18 protein-coding genes are annotated in these 22,000 nt (G+C 67.5%); 14 read left to right on the top strand and 4 right to left on the bottom strand.

Annotated features, from left to right (window positions below; translation table 11 throughout):
- Window position 1: 1 nt before the first annotated feature.
- Both FOB72_RS27875 and FOB72_RS27870 read right to left on the bottom strand, forming a co-directional pair.
- Window positions 2–1,177: an HlyD family efflux transporter periplasmic adaptor subunit gene (locus tag FOB72_RS27875; RefSeq protein ID WP_150376284.1), complete on the bottom strand. Its 1,176-nt coding sequence runs from the start codon at window positions 1,175–1,177 to the stop codon at window positions 2–4.
- Window positions 1,174–2,664 (bottom strand): efflux transporter outer membrane subunit, encoded by a 1,491-nt coding sequence (locus FOB72_RS27870; protein ID WP_191002285.1) that lies wholly within the window; start codon window positions 2,662–2,664, stop codon window positions 1,174–1,176. The genes FOB72_RS27875 and FOB72_RS27870 overlap by 4 nt, the downstream gene beginning before the upstream one ends.
- A gap of 309 nt (window positions 2,665–2,973) precedes the next feature.
- On the opposite strand from FOB72_RS27870, the gene FOB72_RS27865 reads away from it, so the two are divergent.
- The 5 genes from FOB72_RS27865 to FOB72_RS27845 all read left to right on the top strand — a co-directional run bounded on the left by FOB72_RS27865 (window position 2,974) and on the right by FOB72_RS27845 (window position 7,255).
- Window positions 2,974–3,252 carry a hypothetical protein gene (locus FOB72_RS27865; RefSeq protein WP_150376280.1) on the top strand — a complete coding sequence of 93 codons (279 nt, stop codon included), beginning with the start codon at window positions 2,974–2,976 and terminating at the stop codon, window positions 3,250–3,252.
- A gap of 15 nt (window positions 3,253–3,267) precedes the next feature.
- Window positions 3,268–4,437, top strand: a complete 1,170-nt coding sequence (locus tag FOB72_RS27860; RefSeq protein ID WP_150376278.1) for a hypothetical protein — start codon at window positions 3,268–3,270, stop codon at window positions 4,435–4,437.
- Between the two features lie 240 nt (window positions 4,438–4,677).
- Window positions 4,678–5,631, top strand: a complete 954-nt coding sequence (locus FOB72_RS27855) for a helix-turn-helix transcriptional regulator (protein WP_150377484.1) — start codon at window positions 4,678–4,680, stop codon at window positions 5,629–5,631.
- Window positions 5,624–6,151, top strand: a complete 528-nt coding sequence (locus tag FOB72_RS27850; protein WP_150376276.1) for a DUF3331 domain-containing protein — start codon at window positions 5,624–5,626, stop codon at window positions 6,149–6,151. Before FOB72_RS27855 ends, FOB72_RS27850 begins: the two co-directional genes overlap by 8 nt.
- A gap of 24 nt (window positions 6,152–6,175) precedes the next feature.
- A complete protein-coding gene (locus FOB72_RS27845; protein WP_150376274.1) occupies window positions 6,176–7,255 on the top strand; it encodes a cytochrome d ubiquinol oxidase subunit II in 1,080 nt (359 codons plus the stop codon).
- A 24-nt stretch (window positions 7,256–7,279) separates the two neighbouring features.
- On the opposite strand, the gene FOB72_RS27840 is transcribed toward FOB72_RS27845, so the two are convergent.
- A complete protein-coding gene (locus FOB72_RS27840) occupies window positions 7,280–7,756 on the bottom strand; it encodes a Dps family protein (protein WP_150376272.1) in 477 nt (158 codons plus the stop codon).
- Between the two features lie 274 nt (window positions 7,757–8,030).
- Here FOB72_RS27840 and FOB72_RS27835 point away from each other — a divergent pair, with 274 nt between their 5' ends.
- From FOB72_RS27835 to FOB72_RS27795, 9 genes are all read left to right on the top strand, one after another.
- Window positions 8,031–9,479, top strand: coding sequence for a sensor histidine kinase (locus FOB72_RS27835; protein WP_223851599.1), 1,449 nt, complete (start codon window positions 8,031–8,033; stop codon window positions 9,477–9,479).
- A 142-nt stretch (window positions 9,480–9,621) separates the two neighbouring features.
- A complete protein-coding gene (locus tag FOB72_RS27830; RefSeq protein ID WP_150376268.1) occupies window positions 9,622–10,104 on the top strand; it encodes a VOC family protein in 483 nt (160 codons plus the stop codon).
- The gene (locus FOB72_RS27825; RefSeq protein WP_150376266.1) at window positions 10,101–11,336 is read left to right on the top strand and encodes an FAD binding domain-containing protein; all 1,236 of its coding nucleotides are present in this window, start codon (window positions 10,101–10,103) and stop codon (window positions 11,334–11,336) included. Before FOB72_RS27830 ends, FOB72_RS27825 begins: the two co-directional genes overlap by 4 nt.
- Window positions 11,337–11,364: 28 nt before the next feature.
- Window positions 11,365–11,733, top strand: coding sequence for a DUF485 domain-containing protein (locus FOB72_RS27820; protein ID WP_150376264.1), 369 nt, complete (start codon window positions 11,365–11,367; stop codon window positions 11,731–11,733).
- A complete protein-coding gene (locus FOB72_RS27815) occupies window positions 11,730–13,301 on the top strand; it encodes a cation acetate symporter (RefSeq protein ID WP_150376262.1) in 1,572 nt (523 codons plus the stop codon). The genes FOB72_RS27820 and FOB72_RS27815 overlap by 4 nt, the downstream gene beginning before the upstream one ends.
- A 169-nt stretch (window positions 13,302–13,470) precedes the next feature.
- Window positions 13,471–14,058: a TetR/AcrR family transcriptional regulator gene (locus FOB72_RS27810; protein WP_150377482.1), complete on the top strand. Its 588-nt coding sequence runs from the start codon at window positions 13,471–13,473 to the stop codon at window positions 14,056–14,058.
- A 4-nt stretch (window positions 14,059–14,062) separates the two neighbouring features.
- Window positions 14,063–14,989, top strand: coding sequence for a LysR family transcriptional regulator (locus FOB72_RS27805; protein ID WP_150376260.1), 927 nt, complete (start codon window positions 14,063–14,065; stop codon window positions 14,987–14,989).
- Between the two features lie 120 nt (window positions 14,990–15,109).
- Window positions 15,110–16,297: an MFS transporter gene (locus FOB72_RS27800; RefSeq protein WP_191002283.1), complete on the top strand. Its 1,188-nt coding sequence runs from the start codon at window positions 15,110–15,112 to the stop codon at window positions 16,295–16,297.
- 155 nt (window positions 16,298–16,452) lie between these two features.
- Entirely contained in the window at window positions 16,453–16,962 is a 510-nt protein-coding gene (locus FOB72_RS27795) for a copper resistance protein CopQ (RefSeq protein WP_150376258.1), read from the top strand.
- A gap of 101 nt (window positions 16,963–17,063) precedes the next feature.
- Here the strand turns inward: FOB72_RS27795 and FOB72_RS27790 are convergent, their stop codons facing one another.
- Entirely contained in the window at window positions 17,064–21,929 is a 4,866-nt protein-coding gene (locus FOB72_RS27790; RefSeq protein ID WP_150377478.1) for a response regulator, read from the bottom strand.
- Window positions 21,930–22,000 lie beyond the last annotated feature (71 nt).

Raw genomic sequence — 22,000 nt, 5'->3', positions numbered from 1 at the left:
CCTATCCCGCATTGGCCGCGATGATCCGCGCGATATGCGCGTCGGCCTCGCGCGCAACTTCGGCATAAACGTCGGTACGCAACGGCGTGAGCGGCGGCAGCGTGGCGAGCGACGCGCCCCGATCGTCGCGCGTATCCACCGACACACTCATCGACAGTCCAATCCGCAGCGGATGCGCGGCCAGCTGCGCGGGCTCCAGGGCGATGCGCACCGGCAGCCGCTGCACGACCTTGATCCAGTTACCCGTCGCATTCTGCGCCGGCAGCAGCGAGAACGCCGCGCCGGTGCCCGCCGAGAACCCCGCCACCTTGCCGTCGTAGCGCACACGATTGCCGTACAGGTCCGCGTACAGCGCAACCGGCTGGCCCACGCGCACGCGCCGTAGCTGGTTTTCCTTGAAGTTGGCGTCCACCCATACCTGGTTCAGCGGCACCACGGCCATCAGCGGGGTGCCCGGTGCCACGCGCTGCCCCACCTGCACGGCGCGGCGCGCGATAAAGCCATCGACGGGAGCAGGCAAAGCCGAGCGCGCAAACGCGAGGTACGCGGCGCGGTAAGTAGCCGCCGCACGGGCGACGTCGGGATGCGCGGCCAGCGTCGTGCGGTCCGTCAGCGCACGGTTGGATACCAGTTGCTCCTGCGCCGCGCGCAAAGCGGCGGCAGCCGTGCGCACGGCGGTCTGCGCATGCTCGACTTCCTCCCCCGACACGGCGCCCGGGTTCGTGACCGCCTGGCGTCGCCGCAGATCGTCCTGCGCACGCGCGAGGTCCGCCGCGCGCTGGGCGATATTGGCCGACAGCGTCGCGTTGTTGACGTAGAGCGTGCGTACCTGCCGCACGGTCGCGGCCAGCTGCGCCGCCGCCTGCTCCATCGCGACTTCGCTATCCGCGCGGTCGAGCTCGACCAGCGGCTGCCCTTCGCGCACGTATTGCGTGTCGTCGCCGGCGATGGAAACGACCGTGCCGGTGGTGAGCGGGGTCACCTGCACCACGTTGCCACCGACGTAAGCGTCCTCGGTGGAGGCGAAGTCGTGGACGTCATGCCACCAGTAGAGCCCAGCCGCGATACCGGCGACGGCAATTGCCGCGGCGATGGCGGCGATCTTGCGGCGCGAGAGGTGCGGGGGTGTGCCGATCGGAGTCGGACTGGTCGCGGGACCGGAGTTCTGCACTGTCATGGCACGCCCTTTTCCAAATATCCCCCACCCAGATCCCAAACCAGCGCCATCAGCAAATCCACCTGCTGCCCCCGCAATTGCGCCGCCTGCCGCTGCTGCTCCAGCACCGCCGTCTGCGCATCGAGCACCGCAAGCTGGTCCAGCAGTCCCACATGCCAGCGATCCGTCGCCAGCTGCCACGCCCGCCGCGACAGGTCCAGGGCCTGCGCCTGCTGCGTCCGCTCGGTAGCCACCGCATGCAGGCTCCCCACCGTGTCCGCGGTCTGGCGCAACGCGTCGGCGAGCGTCTGGTTGTAGTCCGCCACGGCCAGATCGTATTGCGCGTACCGCCCGTGGAGATCCGCACGCAGCTTCCCACCCTCGAAGACGGGCAGCGTGACCGAAGGGCCGAACGAAAACGCGCGGCTCGCGCCAAGCAGGAAATCCGACGGGGTGATGGTGGTCAAGCCGCCCATCGCCGACACGCTGATATCGGGCAGGAACTCCGCCTTTGCGACATCGATATCCTGCGACGCCGCCTCGACCCGCCAGCGCGCGGCCACGAGATCGGGCCGGCGCGACAGCAGACCGATGCGCGCGTCGTCCGGCAGCCTGTCGAACGGCCCCGCGCCCGGCCCCTCGTGCGAAGCGAACAATGTGGGCCGCGCAATGTTCAGCCCCCGATCGGGCCCTTCCCCCATCAACGCGGCAATCTGGTGCCCGGTGACGTCGATCGCATCGTCGAGCTGCGTGAGCTCGGCCTCGATGCTCGCCACGCCGGCGCTCTGCAGCGTGATGCCCACCTGCGTATCGAGCCCGGCCGCATGCCGCGCCTGCTCCAGCGACGCCAGGTCGCGCCGCTGCGCGACGGTCGTCGCGGTCACGTCGCGCAGCGCATACAGCGTGGCCAGCCGGGCATACACGCGCGCGACGCTCGTGGTCAGCAGCAGCCGCGCGGACTGTTGCTCCGCATCGGCCTCGCGCACGGTGGACAGCGCCGATTGCAACGCCGAGCGGTGCTTGCCCCAGAAATCGAGGTCGTAGGTCAGCCCCGCGCTGAGGTGCACCTGATCGAACCACTTGCCCGCCAGCGACGTGCCACGCAAGACATCCGTCTCGGAAATGCGCTCGCGCGCGATACCGCCCTGGATATCCGCGTGGGGATACAACCCGCTGCGCGCGCCCTGCGCCATCGCTCGCGCCATCTCCACCCGCGCGATCGCGGCCTGCAGCGTGGGACTGCCCGCCACGGCCTCATCGACGAGCGTGCGCAACTGCGGATCGCCGAAGCGGTCCACCCATCCCGCATCGGGCCATGCCCCATGCTCGGCGGGCAGGCTGCGGGCCGTCGCGGCCACCGGCGCGAGGGTCTGCGTCGTGTGTCCGGCGCCAAAGTCCGCACAGCCGCCGAGCGCCGCCATGGTGACGGCGGCAAGCATCGACGCGGTCCATCGTGGTGCGTCGCGCATGCGGGATACAGGAAAGGCCGCGAATGCCAGCGAGGCCATGACCGACTCCAGTGGTCCGCGAAACATCGCGAAAGGTGTATCGGAAGTGCAACCCATTCGTGCGGGACAGTGCGCCCTGCAACGTCCCCGCCATTGTCCGGTCGCGCGGCCGGCCGCCATCTTCGCGATCCCGACGCCATTTCCAAATGGAACGACTTTGGACCATTGGTGCCAAGTCAACTGCACGAGGTTTCCCTTGACTCATACCTTCGTGTAACGCCTCACCGACCACGCGCCAATTGTTACCACCATGCCCTGGCTCCTACGATTCCGTACAACAAGCACACATATGGCAATGGAGGTCCGAACATGACGTACCGGCATCTTTGGCTCCAGCTCCTGATCGCGTTCGGCGGCGCGGCAATCGTATCGATGGCACTTGCCGCATGCCTGACGACGGAGTCCTCGATCGGCACGAGCACGCTCGGCGCTTCGCACCGGAATGGTGAATACGCGAACCGCGCGGGCCGGGCGAGCCTCGCCACCGATCGCAACGTCAATCCGGACATGGACCGCGACATGCGCGGCCTGCGTCCGGCCGACCTGCGCGTCTATGTCAACACGACGCCCACGCACCAGCCACGCTGATCCACGGATACCGACATGCCTCTCTTCCAGCGTCCTCGCGCCATCATCGTCGGCGGCTCGCTCGGCGGGCTCTTCACCGCGATCTGCCTCCGCGCGATCGGCTGGGACGTCGAAGTCTTCGAGCGCTCGCCGCGCGATCTCGACAGCCGCGGCGGCGGACTTGTCCTGCAGCCCGATGTCACCGATGCACTGGATTTCTCCGGTGTCACTTACGGCCCCGGCTTCGGTGTGCCCTCGCGGGACCGCATCTTCGTCTCGCGCGACGGCACCGTGCGCCGCATGTATATGCCGCAGGTGCAGATCGCGTGGAATGGCCTGTACCTGCGGATGCGTGAAGCGCTCGGACCGCTGGTCCATGCGGGCGAGACCTTCGTATCGTTCACGCAAGACCCCGCTTCGCCGCCGGCAGCCGCTCGTGTCACCGCCCACTTTGCATCGGGCCGCAGCGCGCAGGGCGACCTGCTGATCGGCGCCGACGGGCCGCTGTCGAGCGTCCGCGCGCAGCTGCTCCCGGCCGATACGCCGACTTACGCCGGCTATGTCGCGTGGCGCGGCGTGCTGCCCGAAGACGGGCTCGGCGAATCCAGCCGCGCGCTGCTCGACGACGCTTTCGCCTTCCAGGATGGTCCGGGCCATCAGTTCCTCACCTATCGCATTCCGGGCGAGGACGGCAGCGTGCGGGCCGGAGAACGTCGCCAGAACTGGGTCTGGTATCGCCGCGTCGCCCAGGGCCCCGCACTCGAGGCGCTGCTCGAGGACCGAACCGGCCACCGTCACACCCATTCGCTCCCGCCTGGCGCGCTGCGCGAAACCGAAATGCATGCGCTGCAGCGCGACGCGCGCCACATGCTCGCGCCGGCGCTCGCGAGCCTCGTCACCGCGACGCCCGATCCGTTCGTGCAGCTGATTCACGACTACGAAGCGCCGCGCATGGTGTTTGGCCGCGTGGCGCTGCTCGGCGATGCCGCATTCGTCGCGCGTCCGCACACCGGTGCCGGCGCTGGCAAGGCCGCGGGCAACGCGCTCGCGCTGGCGCGCGCCCTGCAGAACGTGATGCATGACGTCGAGGACATCGATAGCGCGCTGGCCGGCTGGGAGCTCGCGCAGCTGCCCGCCGACCGGCGCCTGGTGCGCTGGGGCATTGCACTCGGGCGCCGGATCATGGACGTGGCACAGCCAGCATGAGCCCGCTCGATGCCGCAGGAAGGAAGCAAGGAGTCATTGTGATGAACGAGAACGAGAGCCTGTTGCTGATGTACGGATGGATCGCCCTCGCCGTGATGAATCTGGTGCTGATTGCCGTTGCGTTCATCCAGTACACGGACTGACGTCCACCACCGAAATTACGGAGTTTTTCCCATGAAAGACGTTTCGATGCCGGTGCCTGTGTCGCCCGCATACCTGCCCCACCCGGCAGCCCTGCCCATGCAGCGCGACGCGGCGCCCTTGCTGGACCTGACGCGTGCCGCGCGGATGCCGGACCCGGTCCAGCCGGAACGGGCATGGCGTTATCCGCCGCAGGCCGCGCCGAGCGAGCTCGATACCATCCTCGTCTCGCGCTGGAAGTGCGAAGTCGGCGAAACGCAGACCGTGTCCCATCCCGGCGATGCGCGCTGGCATTGCATCAGCCTGAACCTGCGCACCGCGTCGGTACGTCTGCTCTGCGGCGGCAAGCCGATCTTCGACGGCCGCCTGGCACCGGGCGCGGTACAGATCACGGCGCCCGGCGTGGCCGCCACCGCGACCTACGAAGGCGCGTGCGACGTGCTGCATCTGTTCGTGCCGCAAGCGGTGCTGGCACGGTGCCATACCGACCAGTTCGGCCATGCGCCGGACGGCGATGTGATTCTCGACGATCCGTTCTTGCACACGGACCCGGCGCTCGAACGGCTCGGCCAGGCACTCGCGGTGGCGCAGACGCAGGACCCGGGGCTCGGCCGCATGTTCGCGGACAGCGTGGCGCTGGCAATCGTCTCCCGCGTGGTGGCCGCGCACTTCCACCGCGCGGCCACGGGCCAGCGCACACGCGCCAAGCTGCCCCAATGGCGCCTGCGCCGCGCGCTCGAATATATCGATGCCAACCTCGACACGCCGATCGGCCTCGCCGATATCGCGGAGAGCACGGGTATGACACGTATGCATTTTGCGGCGCAGTTCCGCCGCACCACGGGCATGCGCCCGCACGAGTACCTGCTGCGCCGCCGTATCGAACACGCGCAGGATCTGCTGCGGCAGACCGAGGGCAGCGTGCTCGACGTCGCGCTGCGCTGCGGCTTCCGCTCGCAGGCGCACTTCACCACGGTCTTCAAACGCTTCGTTGGCGATACGCCGCATTGCTGGCGCGTCAAGGCAGCATCCACCGGGAGCTCCCATGCTTGATTCCGCGTACACCGCCCTGGACGCCAATCGCGAGTCGTCCGACCCGCAAGAGATGCATGACAGCCATCGGAGCACCGCGCACGACACGTGGTCGCGCACCGTCGCGCTGCTCGCCCCCCAACGCATTCCGCCCGGCTCGCTGGCATCGATGACGGCCCACGCGGCCGATGCGGACGCTCACCGCGCACAGCGGGTCCAGCGTCCGCATGCGCCGATGGTCACCGTCATCGAACGGCCGAGCCCGACGCTGGCGATCGTGAGCTGGCGCGATGCGACGCATTGCCGCTACGGCGAGCAGATCTGGACCGCCGCGTCGGCGCGTTCGTCGGGAACGTGCGCGCTCACGGGCCGGCCCATCGCGCGCGGCGAGGCGATCTTCCGCCCGCAGCGTTCGCGGCCCGCCGCGCTCAATGCCGGCGCGATGATTCTCGCGGCGGCGCTCGAACAGGCATGCCACGTCAACGAGCCCGTGCGCGACGAGCCGCGTCCGGTATTCCGCTATCGCGCACACGGACGCTGATACGGGCCATACCGGAAGCACTCGATGGACTCCCTTCCCCATTCGTTGCTCGTCGACGTCTGGTTCTGCATCCTCGCGCTCATGGCCGCGTGCTATGTGGTCTCCGACGGATTCGATCTCGGCATCGGCATCCTGAGCCTGCTGGCGCCGGACCGCGCCACGCGCGAGGTGATGATCGACACGATCCTGCACGTGCGCGACGCCAACGAGACCTGGCTGGTCGTGCTCGGGGGCGGTCTGTTCGGCGCGTTTCCCGCCGCGTACGCGATGCTGTTGCCGCAGTTGTATGTGCCGGTGATCACGATGATCCTCGGCCTGATCGTCCGCGGCGCGGCCGTCGAACTGCGCGGTACCGCACCCGAGCCGGGTCCGCAGCTACCGGGGCTGCCCGATACGCAACGCCGGGCCCGGTGGGGACGCACCACGTGGGACGGTCTGCTTGGCGCCGGCAGCCTGGTGGCGGCCGTGTCGCAGGGCGCGATTCTTGGCCGCATCCTCACCGGGATGCGGCCCGGCACGTGGCATGGCCTGCTCGTGGTGGCCGCCATGGTCGGCGTCACCGCGGGGTACGCGCTGCTGGGTTCCACATATCTGATCGGCCGCGCGATCGGCCACGATATGGCGTCGAAGGGCCTGGCGTCCGTGGATCGCCGTGCGCGACGATGGACGCTGTGCGCGCTGCTGCTGGCCGTATCGGGCGCGCTGCTGCTGGCCGGCGATCTGCTGTGGCATCGGCGCGAAACGGTGCAGGCGTTGCCGCTGCTGCCGCTCGCGCTGGGGGCGGTCGCGCTCGCGCTCGCGTTGTATCTGGCCCAGGTCGTCGCCTCGCTGCGCGATGTGGCGCAGACGGGCCATGCCGGCGCGCGGCGCACACCGTTCGTCATGGCGGTGCTGCTGTTTCTGGTATCGCTGGCGGCGCTCGCGTCGAGCGTGTTTCCCTATATTGTGCCCGGACACCTCACGCTTGCCGAAGCGGCGTCGGAAGATCGCGTCCTTGCCCTGATGCTCGCCGGCGTTGCCGTACTGTTGCCGATCATGATCGGCTATACGCTGTATCGGAATCTGCGAAGCATGGCCCGCCCGTCCGCGGGCCGTGTCACGTGACAGTTCCGTGACGGACATCGCCAATTACTTTGCCGCCTCGGCCAGGAACCACGCACGGCGCTGCGCCTCGTCGATCCAGTTCTCGAGCAGGCTCGCCGTGGCGACGTCGGCATGGTCGTCGCAAAGATCGTGCGATTCCAGCATCGCGGCGACAATCGCGAGATTGTCGGCATGCAGTTCGCGTAGCATTGCATGCGGCGTGACCGATTCCTCATCGTTGTCGCGCAGGCGCTGCAGGCGGGCAATATTCCCGATGGACCGCAGCGTGGTGCCGCCGATCTTGCGCACGCGCTCGGCGATATCGTCGGTGATCGCGAAGATCTGCTCCGACTGCTCGTCGAGCATCAGGTGATAGTCGCGGAAATGCGGACCGGACATGTGCCAGTGGAAATTCTTGGTTTTCAGGTACAGCGCGAAAACATCCGCCAGCAGGCGGTTGAGCGAATCGGAGATTTCGGTGACGGCAAGGCCGGGATCGGCGGCGCGCGAAGGATCTAGCATGTTGGCTCCAGGGAGTGGTTCGGGGGTGCATGCTCATAGTGCGCCCCGACCGTGACTCGCGCTTTGCATCGGAACGGCGGTTTTCGCAATTGCCCGCACACCGCCCCGGCCATGCCTTGCCATGTAGACAGGCAGTCATACTTTCATATGATTACAACAGCCGAGACATTGGCTTAGTATCACGATCGGGTCATGGTATTCACGCCATACACAGACGACTTCCTGCCGCATGCGTAACGAGACGACCAACCGACTACTGATAAGCGCCGCATGCGTGCTGGCGGTAGCCATCTTCCTGATCGACGCGCTGACCACGCTCGACTTCGCGATCGCGGTGCTCTATGTGCTCGTCATCCTGATGGTGGCGCTCACCGGTTCGATGCCGGCCACGCGGCTCGCGGGCGGTGCGTCGGCCGTGCTCACGCTGACCGCCTATGGCGTGGCGCCGCCGCATATGGACGATCATGGCCACCTCGTGCGCTGCCTGTTCGCGCTGCTGGCCATCTGCACCACCACGCTGCTCGCGCTGCGCATGCTCGCCGACATGGCGCAACGGCGCCTCGCCGAGGCCGCGCTCGCGCGCAGCGAGGCGTTCCTCGCGGAAGCGCAGAAGCTCAGCAAGACCGGCAGTATCTTCATCCGCTTGCCCGAGGGCTCGATGGTGTGGTCCACGGAGTCGTATCGCATCCTCGGCTATCCGACCACCGAAGACGCGCATCTGAACCGCATCATGCCGCGCGTGCATCCCGACGATCTCGCGGATGTGCAGCGCACCCATGCCGCGATGCTCGGGGGCGCGCCGCTCATCGAGATCAAGCACCGGCTGCGCATGCCGGACGACGAGATCCTGCACGTGCACGTCGTGGCGCGGCGCACGGTCAGCGATGGCGATCGCCATGAGTACGTGGGCGCGCTGATGGACGTGACGGAAACGGTGCGCACGCAACAGGCATTGCAGGGCACGATGGCCGAGCTCGCGCATGCCGCGCGCGTGGCCACGCTGGGCCAGCTCGCGGCATCGATCGCGCACGAGGTCACGCAGCCGATGGCCGCCGTGATCGCCTGCGGCAATTCGGCGCTGCGCTGGCTGCGCCGGCCGCAGCCGAACCTCGAGGAAGCCGCTGAGTCCGTCGAGCAGATCGTGCGCGATGCGAGCCGCGCCACGGAGATCATCCAGCGCATTCGCGCAATGGCGCGCAAATCGACGCCGAAGTACGAACAGATCGACGTGAACCGGCTCGTGGTCGGCGCGCTCGAGGTGGTACGGAGGGAACTGCACGACCATCGCGTGGCCGCCGACATCGATCTGGCCGCCAGGTCCGCCACCATTCGCGGCGACTGGACGCAACTGCAGCAGGTGCTCGTCAACCTGATGGTCAACGCCGTGCAGGCCATGACCGCGGTGCCCGGCCGCAGGCAGCTCACGGTATCCAGCCGTACCGCGCCGGACGACGCCGTGACCGTGATCGTCAGCGATACGGGTCCGGGCATCCCCGCCGAGCAAATGACCCGCCTCTTCCACGCGTTCCACACCACCAAGACCAACGGCATGGGTCTGGGACTGTCGATCTGCCGCGGCATCGTCGAGCGCCATGGCGGCACGATCGAGGCCGAGTCCCCGCCGGGCGGCGGTGCCACGCTGATCGTACGGCTGCCGCTGGCGGCGGGCGACGACGCGCGCCCGACCGCCGTTGTGCCCAGCGACGTCCCGATAGAGAAGTAAGCCACTACTTCTCCATTTATCGATCGAAAAATAAAACCGCCATCGGGGAAACTACTCACCCGATGCGGCTTGGCGTTCCTGCTGCATGCCCCTATATTTATCACACGATCACTAATCGATTGATAAATTAAAGGAGGCAGCGATGGCCCTCACGAAACTGGCCCATTACTCCATCCGCACGACCGACCTCGAACGGTCGTGCGCATTCTACGAGCGCGTGCTCGGGTTCCGCCGCGGCTACCGGCCACCGTTCGACTTCCCGGGCGCATGGCTCTACCTCGGCGACGACGAGCGCGAGTTCGGCACGGTCCACATCATCGGCGTCGATCCGAACGACAGCGCCGGCCTCGCGCGTTATCTCGGCGACCGCGGGACCCCCGCAACGGGCACGGGCACGCTCGACCATATCGCGTTCCTCGCCACAGGCGTCACGGAAATGTGGGCGCGGCTGCGCGCGGAAGGGATCGCCTGGCGCGACCGCACGGTACCAAGCCTCGGCCTGCATCAGGTCTTTATCGAAGACCCCTCGGGCGTCACCATCGAGCTGAACTACCCCGCGGCGGAAGTCGCGGGACTGACGCTGCCCGAACAGACGCAAGCGAGCGCGACGGGAGCACACGCATGAACGCCGCCTCGTCAACCCACGCGGTCGGCCGCAAGACCGCCATCGTCGTCGGCGGCTCGCTCGGCGGCCTCTTCGCGGCCAACATGCTGTCTCGCGACGGCTGGAAAGTGGAAGTCTTCGAACGCACGCCCGAGGCCCTCGCCGGCCGTGGCGCCGGTATCGTGACGCACCCCGAGCTGTTCGAGGCGCTCGCGGCGGCGGGCATCGCCGTCGATGACGGCATCGGCGTACAGGTCGATGCGCGCGTTACGCTCTCGCGCGACGGCACGGTGCTGTCGGAACGCCAGTTGCCGCAGACGCTGACGGCCTGGGGCAAGATGTATGAAGTGCTGCGCCGCGGCTACACCGGCAGCTATCGTTCGGGCGCGGTGGTCGCGCGCGTCGATAGCGATGCCGCGCAGGCCACCGTCACGCTGCAGGACGGCACGCGCCACCATGCGGACATGGTCATCGCGGCGGACGGCTTTCGATCCTGCGTGCGCGCCCAGTTGCTGCCCGATGTCGATCTGCAATATGCGGGCTATATCGCCTGGCGCGGCCTCGTGGACGAGTCGCGCCTGTCCCCGCGCACGCACGCCGATATCTTCGGCAAGTTCGCATTCTGCCTGCCGCCACGCGAGCAGATCCTTGGCTATCCGGTCGCCGGCGATGCCAACAGCATCGTCCCGGGCCAGCGCCGCTACAACTTCGTGTGGTACCGCGCCACACGCGAGGAAGACCAGTTGCCGGACCTGCTTACCGATGCCGGCGGCAAGTACTGGGCGCACGGCATTCCGCCGGGCCTGATCCGCCGCGACGTGCTCGACGAGATGGAAGATGCCGCCACGGCGCTGCTCGCCCCGCAATTCGCGGAAGTCGTCACGCGCACACCCCAGCCGCTATTCCAGCCGATCTTCGACCTTGCGGTTCCGCGCATGGCGTTCGGCCGCGTGGCCCTGCTCGGCGATGCGGCGTTTGTCGCGCGACCGCACTGCGGCATGGGCGTGACCAAGGCGGCCGGCGACGCGATGGCACTCGCGCAGGCACTGCGCGGCACGCCGTCGATCGCCGACGCGCTGCAGGCGTACGAGGCCACGCGCGTGCCCATCGGCCACGCGATCGTCGAGCACGCGCGGCACCTTGGCGCCTATATGCAGGCACAACTCAAGAGCGATACCGACCGCGCCATGGCCGAACGCTATCGCACGCCGGAAGCCGTGATGCGCGAAACCGCGATTTCGCGCCGCTTCTGAAGACACGTCATACGGACGGAGACAATCGATGACCCATACCGCCCCCACGATGTCCGCCGCCGCGCGGCATCCGCACGATGCGACGCCCCCGCCAGTGGCGCCGCACCCGATGCTCGGCCAGCCGGCCTTCGAGCGCCTGCAACGCGCGCGCCGCCGCTTTTCGTGGACCCTCACCGCCACGATGCTGGCCGTCTACTTCGGCTTCATCCTCACGCTGGCGTTCCGGCCCGCCTGGCTGGCCACGCCCGTCGCGGCCGGATACCCGACGACGGTCGGCATTCCCATCGGCTTCGGCATGTTCGTGTTCACGTTCGCGCTCGTCGCGGTCTACGTGTATCGGACCAACACGGTGTACGACCGCCAGATCGCGGCGCTGCGCGAAGGAGCATCATCATGAGCATCGGCCAGGGACTCAACACCATTGCCATCGGCATGTTCCTCGTGTTCGTGATCGCGACACTCGCGGTCACGCGCTGGGCCGCGCGCCGCAACCATAGCGTGGCCGACCATTACGCGGCGGGCGGCAGGATCACCGCGATGCAGAACGGCTGGGCCATCGCCGGCGACTATATGTCCGCGGCCTCGCTGCTCGGCATCTCCGCACTTGTGTTCACGAGCGGCTACGACGGCCTGATCTACTCCATCGGCTTCCTCGCGAGCTGGCCGATCATCCTGTTCCTGATTGCCGAACCGCTGCGCAATCTCGGACGCTACACGCTCGCGGACGTGCTCTCGTACCGCCTGCGCCAGCGGCCGATCCGCGCGTTCTCGGCATCGAGCTCGATCGTGATCGTGCTGCTGTACCTCGTCTCGCAGATGGTCGGCGCCGGCAAGCTGGTCGAACTGCTGTTCGGCTTCAGCTATACGTCCGCCGTGGTCATCGTCGGCGTGCTGATGGTCGTCTACGTGTTCTTTGGCGGCATGCTCGCCACCACGTGGATCCAGATCATCAAGGCCGTGATGCTGCTGGCCGGCGCCGCGTTCATGGCCTTCATGGTGCTGAGCCGCTTCGGCTTCAGCCTGGACAGCCTGTTTTCGAGCGCAATCGCCGCGCATGCGAAGCACGACGGCATCATGCGGCCCGGCGGGCTCGTCTCCGATCCCGTGTCCGCGGTGTCGCTCGGGCTTGCGCTGATTTTCGGTACCGCGGGCCTGCCGCACATCCTCATGCGCTTCTTCACGGTCGGCGACGTCAAGGCCGCGCGCAAGAGCGTGCTGTACGCGACGGGCATCGTCGGCACCGGCTACGCGCTGATCATCGTGATCGGCTTCGGCACCATCGCGCTCGTGGCCAACGATGCGAGCTATCACGACGGCGCGGGCAAGGTCATCGGCGGCGTGAACATGGTGGCGGTGCATCTCGCCCATGCCGTCGGCGGCAACGTGTTCCTCGGCTTTATCTGCGCGGTGGCGTTCTCGACGATCCTCGCCGTGGTCGCGGGCCTGACGCTCGCGGGCGCCTCGGCGGTGTCGCACGATCTCTATGCCACCGTGATGCGCGGCGGCAAAGCCTCGGACCGCGACGAAATGCGCGTCTCGCGCCTGACCACGCTCGTGCTCGGCGTACTGTCGATCCTGCTCGGCATTTTGTTCGAGAAGCAGACCATCGCGTTTATCGTCAGCCTGACGTTCTCGATCGCCGCCAGCTCCAACTTTCCGGTGCTGCTGCTGTCGATCTACTGGCGCGGCCTCACCACGCGCGGCGCGGTGGCGGGCGGCACGCTGGGGCTCGTCACGGCCGTGGTCCTGACGGTGCTGAGTCCGACGGTCTGGGTGCAGGTGCTCGGTCACGCGACGGCGATCTATCCGTACGAGTATCCCGCGCTGTTCTCGATGGCGGTCGCTTTCGCCGGCATCTTCCTGTTCTCGGTGACGGATCGTTCGGCGCGCGGCGCGTGGGAACGCACGGCCTACCAGAACCAGCGCGTCGATTGCGAACTCGGCAAGCTCGATACCGCGGGATGACACACGCGGGAATGACGCAGCGCGATGGCGGACGGTAGAATCCGTACGTCATCCGCCATCCCATCGCCAGAGGTCCACATCCATGGAGTCCAGCAACGCGCCCGCCCGCGACGACGGCACCGCGAAGACCACGCGGCGGCTTCTGCCCGAAGAGCGCGAGCAGCAGATCGTGGAAAAGGCGATCGAGCACTTCACGCGCAACGGGTTCGCGGGCAGCACGCGCGAGCTTGCGCGGCAGATCGGCGTCACGCAGCCCCTGCTGTACCGCTACTTCGACAGCAAGGAAGCGCTGATCGAACGCGTGTACAACGAAGTGTTCCAGTGGCGTCCGGTCTGGGAGCGCCAGATCGCGGATCGGTCGGTCCCGCTGACGGAGCGGCTCCATGCGTTCTATGTCGACTATTCGTCCGTGATCCTGCGCGAGGAGTGGATTCGCCTGTTCATCTTCGCTGGCCTGACGCACGAAGGCATCAACAACAAGTACCTGAGCAAGCTGCGCAGCAAGGTCTTCCTGCCGGTACTGGCCGAAGTGCGCGAGGCATACGAGATTGGGCCGCCGCGCGGCGCGGCCGAGACCGATGCCGAGATCGAGATGATCTGGAGCCTGCATGCCGCGATCTTCTATATTGGTGTGCGCAAATGGATCTACGGGCTGAAAGTGCCGACCGACCTCGACGCGGTCATCCGCCAGAAGGTCGATATGTTCCTGCACGGCGCGCCGGCCGCGATGCGCAAGCTGCGCGACACCGGCAAGTAAGCCGATGGACAAACTGCTCGCGCTGAAGATGTTCGTCGAGACCGTCGACGCCAAGGGTTTCTCCGCGGCCGCGCGGCGCCTGCAACTGGCCACTTCGTCGGTCACGCGCGCGCTGGACGGACTGGAGGCATCGCTCGGCGCGGTGCTGCTCAACCGCTCGACGCGGCAGGTCACCGTGACCGAGGCCGGCGCCGCGTACTACCGGCAGGCACGTGGCATTCTCGAAGCGGTAGAGGAAGCCGATGCGATGATCGCCGATCGCGGCGACGCATCGCACCCGCCCGTCGGACAGTTGCGCGTCTCGATACCGGTGGCCTTCGGGCGCCGCTGCATCGCGCCCTATCTCGGCGCGTGGCTCGCCGCCCATCCGCAGCTCGAACTCGAAGTCACGCTCACGGACGATATCGTCGATCTGCTCACCGCGCGCATCGACGTATCGGTGCGGCTGGGCGGCGCGGCCGCGTACGACAACGTGATCGCGCGCGAGATCGGCCGCTTTCATCGGCGCGTGGTCGCCACGCCCGCCTATCTGGCCCGTCACGGCACGCCCGCGGCGCCGATGGATCTCGTCGAGCATCGATGCCTGCGCTTCAGCTACGGCACGCGCGATCAGGTCTGGACCTTCCGGCGGGACGACGCAAGCGAGACGGTGCCGATCGCCGGCCATTTCCGCAGCAACAATACCGAGGTGCTGCTCGAGGTATTGCGCGCCGACGGCGGCATCGCGCTGCTGCCGGACTGGCTCGTCGATGACGATATCGCCAGCGGACGCGTAACGGCATTGTTCGGCGACTGGGACATTCATCCCGACCAGTCGATGTCTGTGGTTTCTGCGCTATATCTGCCCAATCAGCGAGGCTCGCGGCGCGTCGCCGCGTTTCTCGCATTCCTGCAGACGTTGCCCACGTTGCGTCCTTCGCCCGCAGCCTAGGGCCGTCGCGCGCGCATTGCGTCGCCCGCAACGCTGATTTGTCCGGCGTTGCGCTTCCCCGCGCGCATACAAGCCTCTACGATCCGTCCATCGTCCTCCCTCGTCTTTCGGATCGGAATCATGCACTCGTCCTCACCCACCGCCGACCACGCCGGCATGTCCGGCACGCTGGTCGCACTGTTCGCGCTCTGCGCGGGCCTGCTCGTCGCCAACCTGTACTACGCGCAGCCGATCATCGAACTGATCGCGCCCGCAGTGGGCCTGTCCGTCCCGAGCGCGAGCTTTATCGTGTCGCTGACGCAGATCGGCTACGCGATCGGGCTGTTCTTCCTCGTGCCGCTCGCGGATCTGCTCGAGAACCGGCGCCTGCTCGTCATCAGCGGCATCGCCACCGCCGCGAGCCTGCTCGGCGCGGCGGTGTCCTCCCACCCGGGGCCGTTCCTGCTGGTCTCGCTGCTGCTCGGCCTGAGTTCGGTCAGCGTGCAGATCCTGATTCCGCTGGCCGCGCATCTCGCGCCGGAAGCGCAGCGCGGGCGGACGGTCGGTACGATCATGGGTGGGCTGCTCACCGGCATCCTGCTGGCGCGGCCGCTCTCGAGCATGCTCGCGCAATACCTGGGCTGGCGCGCGGTGTTCCTGATTGCCGCGGCCATGACGCTGGCGACCGTCGCCATCATCGCGCTCACGCTGCCCCGCCGCGTGCCCGGCCATCGGGCCAGCTATGGGGAACTGCTGGTGTCGCTGTGGCATCTGTTCACCCGCCATGCCGTGCTGCGCCGGCGCGCCCTGTACCAGGCGCTGCTGTTCGCCGCGTTCAGCCTGTTCTGGACCGCCGCACCGCTGGAGCTGGCCGCGCACTACGGGCTGTCGCAATCGCAGATCGGCATCTTTGCGCTGGTCGGAGCGCTGGGCGCGGTGGCCGCGCCCATTGCGGGGCGGCTTGCCGATGCCGGGCACACCCGCGTCGCCTCGTACGTCGCGATGATCCTGGCAGCTCTGAGCTTTCTCCCCGGGCTGGCCGGTGGGGCGGTTGGGCTCTATGCGCTGGCGCTGACCGGCATCGTGCTCGACTTCGCCGTGCAGATGAACATGGTGCTGGGCCAGCGCGCGATCTATGCGCTCGATCCCGCGAGCCGCGGTCGGCTGAACGCGCTGTATATGACCGCGATCTTTGCCGGCGGGGCGCTGGGGTCGGCCGTGGCGAGCGCGCTGTATGCGCATGTCGGCTGGCACGGCGTGGTCGCGACCGGCAGCGGGCTCGCGTTGGTATCGCTAGGCGCGCTATTCGTCGCTTCTGACCGCGATTAAGTTACGCATACCTCTCTTATAGAACGTCGTTTGCGGTTAGAGCGACGTTTCTAAACTTTCCCCTTGCTTATCTATCTAGTAGTAGATAATATTCAGTCCATCGACGCACCTACCTAGTAGTAGATGCAGGAACCGGACAGACCCAGGAGCCAATCATGACCGCCAAGACCATCCTTACCGCCGCCGCCCTCGCCGTTGCTTTCATCGGTGGTGCCGCCCAAGCCGCCCAGGGTTCGCGTGACCCGTACCTCGACGGTGCCCGCACCATCAGCGAGCCGCGCAGCACCTTTACCGACGGCGCCCGTATCGGCAATCGCGATGGCTTCACCGACGGTGCTCGTACCGCCGACCCGTATCTGGATGGTGCCCGTGTTGGCAAGGCCGACCCCTTCACCGACGGAGCGCGGGTGGGTACCCAGACGGTTGCTGGTCTGGACCGCGTGGGCGTCTCCGCCGAACCGAGCCGCACCGTCGATCCGTACAAGGACGGCGCCCGCGTCGGCAAGGCCGACCCCTTCACCGACGGAGCGCGGGTGGGTACCCAGACGGTCGCCGGTCTGGACCGCGTGGGTGTCTCCGCCGAACCGAGCCGCACCGTCGATCCGTACAAGGACGGCGCCCGCGTCGGCAAGGCCGACCCCTTCACCGACGGCGCCCTCGTCTGATCGGTAGCCAGGTTGCTCCGTACCCTCGCAAGCGGACCCTCCCACCGCAAACGAGGGGTGCAAGAAGAAACCGGCGGCCCCCATGGCCGCCGGTTTCCCGTTTACCGATCTCGCGACATCACGCCCTGTAGCGCGCCGATAAACGTATCGAGCGCATACGGTTTGCGCAGCGAGATCGCGTGCGGCAGTATCCGATGCTGTTCCGGTGTCAGCGTCACGTCATAACCGCTGACGAAAACGATCTGCAATGCCGGCCATTCGAGAGCCGCTTCCATCGCAAGGTCGATCCCCGACGCGCTCCCGAGCCCCACATCGGTCAACAGCACGTCGATGCGGTTCGCGCGCATGGCACGCATGGCTTCCTCTTCGTTGCTGGCCTCGATGACCTCGATGCCGAAGCTGCGCAGCAGTTCCGCCGAACTCGTGCGCACAAGGTCGTCGTCATCGACGAACAGCAGCCGCATCTCGGCAAGCCGCGGCACCGGCCCCGCCTGCTTGTGCGCTTCCGGCACCGGCACGGGATGGAGCACGGCGCCCCCGCACGCGATCACATAGCGGATCTTGCGCGCCAGCGCCTCGTGCGAATACGGCTTGGACAGCAGTTCGATACCCGCATCGAGCCGTCCCGAATGCACGATCGCATTGTCCGTATAGCCGGAGGTGAACAGCACCGCGATACCGGGCAGCCGCTCGCGCACCTTGCGCGCCATCTCGGGACTGCGCATGGGTCCCGGCATCACGACGTCGCTGAACAGCACGTCCACGGATACCCCGCTCTCGACGATGGCGAGCGCGCTCAGCGCATCCTTGGCCTTGAGCACGCGGTAGCCGAGATTCGACAGCATATCGACCACGGTATTGCGCACGTCCTCGTCGTCCTCGACCACGAGCACGGTCTCGGTGCCGCCCGTGGCGGCGCCCACATCGACATCGGTTTCGAGATCTTCTTCCTGACGTTCGCGCGGCAGGTACAGCCGCACGGTCGTGCCGAGGCCCGACTCGCTGTAGATCTTCACATGCCCGCCCGACTGCTTGACGAAGCCATAGACCATCGACAGCCCGAGTCCCGTGCCCTGCCCTTCCGGCTTGGTCGTGAAGAACGGCTCGAATACGTGTTCCTGCACGTCCGGCGTCATGCCCATGCCCGTATCGGTTACGGCCACCATCACATACTGGCCCGGCGTCACGTCGGCATGGCGCTGCGCGTACGCTTCGTCGAGCGACGCATTGCCGGCCTCGATCGTCAGCCTGCCATGGCCCGCCATCGCGTCGCGCGCGTTGATGGCCAGGTTGAGCAGCGCGTTCTCGACCTGGAACGGATCGACGAGCGTGTTCCACAGGCCGCCCGCGACGATGGTCTCGATCTCGACGCCATCGCCGAGCGCGCGCCGCAGCATGTCGTCGAGCCCGCGGATAAAGCGTCCAAGATTGACCACCTTCGGCGCGAGCGGCTGCCGCCGGCCGAACGCGAGCAATTGCGCCGCGAGCTTGGCGCCGCGTGCCACACCGGCCAGCGCATTGCGCACGCGCTGTGTCGGACGCGCCTCGGTGGCGACATCGGTGGCAAGCAGCTGGAGGTTGCCGCCAATCACCTGCAACAGGTTGTTGAAGTCATGAGCCACGCCACCGGTGAGCTTGCCGATGGCTTCCATTTTCTGCGCCATGCGCAGCGCCTCGTCGGCCTGCCGCAACGCCTCGGCCGCCTCGCGATCGCCCGTCACATCGCGGCCCACGCCATGGATGCGGCTCGACGACGGATCCAGTGTGAGCGTCCACGCGATCCACCGCCACTGCCCATCCTGCCGCCCGAACCGGCATTCGTGCCGGACAGCGCTGCCCTCGCGGCGCAACGCGATCATCTGTTCGGTCATCGACACGAGATCGTCGGGATGAATGAACACGAGGCACGAGCGTCCGAGGAGCACGTCGGGCGACAGGCCCAGCGTGCGCTGCCATGACGGACTCACGCGCTCGAGCGTCCCGTCCGCGGCCGCCACCATCAGCAGGTCTTCGCTGAGATCCCACAGCCGGTCACGGTCGGCCACGGCCTCGTTGACCCGGCGCTCCAGCGTCGTGTTGAGTTCGCGCAGTGCATCCTGCGCCTTGGTGCGCTTGGCGATCTCGGCCTGCGCGGCCTGATAGAGCCGCGCATTGTCGATGGCGACCGCGGCCTGCGCGGCAATCCCCACGAGCACGCGCTCCGCGCGCTCGGTGAACATGCCGGCTTGCGGATGACCGAAGAACAGGCCCCCCAGCACATCGCCGTTGCGTGAAATCACGGGCGCGGCCAGATAGCTGCACACCTGCAGATGCCCTTCCGGCATGCCGCGGTGCGGCGGATTGCGGCCGAAGCGCGGATCGCGGGTGATATCGTCGGACCGCACGATGCCCTGCCCGAGAAACGTCGGCGCGAATACGGCGGTATTGCGCGGCATCGGGAACTTGTCGAACGCTTCCTTCGGCACGCCCGACAGCGAATACAGCATGTAGGAGCCGCCCTTGTCGTCGAGCACGTTGTAGAAGAACGCGCCGAACGCCGCGCCGGTCAGCTCGGTCGCGGCATCGGTGACCACCTGCACCGCGCGGCCGAGGTCGAGTTCGGCCGCGACCGTCGTACCGACGGCATTGAGCACTTCCAGCACCCGCGACTCGTCGCGCAGCCGGCGTTCGGTCTCGCGCCGCAAGCGCGACAGCTGCAGGTTGCTCGCCACGCGTGCCAGCAACTCGCGCGCGGAGAACGGTTTGATCAGGTAATCGTCGGCGCCGCTCGCGAGGCCGCTCACGCGGGCTTCTTCTCCTGCGCGAGCCGAGAGCAACAGCACGGGCGTGTCCCGCAGCGTGGCATCCTCGCGCAACATGCGCACCAGTTCCACACCGTCCATGCCGGGCATCATCACGTCGGAGACGATCAGGTCGGGCGCCTGCGCGCGGGCGAGGGCCAGCGCTTCGCCGCCATCGTTGGCCAGGCGCACCTCGTGCCCCGCGCCCTCGAGCAGCCGCCGCATGTACTCGCGCAGATCGGCGTTGTCGTCCGCGACGATCATGGTCGCGCGCGCACTGTCGTCCATGGCGTCGTTGGCGGCGGCATCCCCCGTGGCGGCAGCCGGTGTGGCCACCGCTTCGGCCATGGCACCCCAGCGCGTTGCGGTCTCCGCATAGGCGCGTGCCTGCGTGCTCATCTCCACGGGCGCGGGCGCCGGCAGCGGCGTCTGCTGCGACGCGCGCGGCAGGCGCACGACGACGCGCGTGCCTTCGCCGAGCCGGCTTTCCACCGCGATGACGCCGCCGTGCTGCTTCACGAGTTCCTGCACCAGGGCGAGCCCGATGCCGCTGCCTTCGATGGAACGGCCCATTGCGCCGGCCACGCGGTGAAAGCGTTCGAACAGCCGCGGCAGCTCGGCCTCCGGAATGCCGATACCCGTATCGCGCACGCTGAGTTCGACGTCGCCCTCGGAGGTGGCGTTCACCGCGACTTCGATCGTTCCCTGGAACGTGAACTTGTACGCGTTCGACAGCAGGTTCAGGACGACGGTCTCCCAGATCGTCCGATCGATCGCGACCGGTGCCGGCATCGGCGGGCAGTCCACGACGAGCTGCAGGCCCGCCGACTCGATGGCGGAGCGAAACAGCGAGGCCAGTTCCGCCGTGAACGCAGGGAGGTCGGTCGGTTGCGGCTGCATCTGCAGCCGGCCCGCCTCGATGCGCGAGAAGTCGAGCAGCGCATTGACGAGCTTGAGCAATCGCATGCCGTTGCGATGCGTGATCTCCAGCAGCGCACGGTCGTCGTCGGCGCCGGGACGGTTCAGCATCTCCTCGAGCGGCCCGAGCATCAGCGTCAGCGGCGTGCGGAACTCGTGACTGATATTCGAGAAGAACGTCGTCTTGACGCGATCGATCTCGGCCAGCGCCTCCGCGCGCCGGCGCTCCTCCTCGTAGGCATCGACGTAGCCGAACGCGCCGCTGATCTGCCCCGCGACAAGCCCGAGAAAGCTGCGATAGCGGTCGCCGACGAGACGGTACGGGTTCAGGCCGAGCACCAGCACCCCGTGCTGGGATGTCTCGCCCGACGGAGACACCGGCACGATGGCGACCTGCTTCGGCGGCACGCTCCATGCGCCGCCGGGCAGCCGCTCGCCCTCGGCGGGCGAATCGACGACCACCACGCGGCCCTGCTGGAGCGCGTCGTAAGCGGGCCATGCCGCGGGGGAATCTGGCGCATCGCAACGCAAAGTGGCAGGCGCCATCGCATGATCGGCCGCAATGCCTTCGCTGCCGGCCAGCGCGAGTTCGCCGGCACCGCGATCCCCAAGGTAGAGCAGTGCGAACGTGACATCGTGCGGATTGGTTCGCAGCGACTGCATGGCCACCCTGCAGACCTCGTCGCGCGTGCGCGCTTCCGCGGTGGAGGCGCCCAGCTCGCGCAGCAGCGTCAGTTGCCGCTCGGCCAGCACGCGTTCGGTGCCGTCGCTGTTCGCGCAGATGATGCCGCCGGTCCCGCCTTGATCGTCGGGCACCGGGCTGTACGAGAACGTGTAATAGGTTTCCTCGGGATACCCGTTGCGCTCCATGATCAGGAGCTTCTGCTCGACGAAGATCCCTTCGACGCCGGCCATCGCCGTCGCGAGCAGCGGCCCGATGTCGTCCCAGATCTCGCGCCATACCGACCTCGTCGGCTGCCCGAGCGCCGCGGGATGGCGGCCGCCGATAATGGCCTTGTATGCGTCGTTGTAGAAGAAGAGGAGATCTTCGCCCCAGCCGATCCAGATCGGCTGCCGCGAGGTCAGAATGATGCGGATCGCGGTCTTGAGGCTCTGCGGCCATTGCGCGGGAGCGCCGAGCGGCGTGCCGGTCCAGTCGAACGCACGGATGCGCGCACCCATCTCCCCGCCGCCGGCGAGAAACGCGGGCGAACCGTCGTCACCGGACATCCCGGTGCCGGAGGACGTGGTGGTCCCCGAGTGGGTCATTCCGGAGTTGGTCATCTCGGAGTTGGTCATCCCTGTCTCCCGCCCCGCGACAGCACCATCGACATCGCATC

Origin of the sequence: Cupriavidus pauculus (assembly GCF_008693385.1) — a bacterium.
Taxonomy (GTDB): domain Bacteria; phylum Pseudomonadota; class Gammaproteobacteria; order Burkholderiales; family Burkholderiaceae; genus Cupriavidus; species Cupriavidus pauculus_D.
This window is presented reverse-complemented; position numbering and strand designations above follow the sequence as displayed.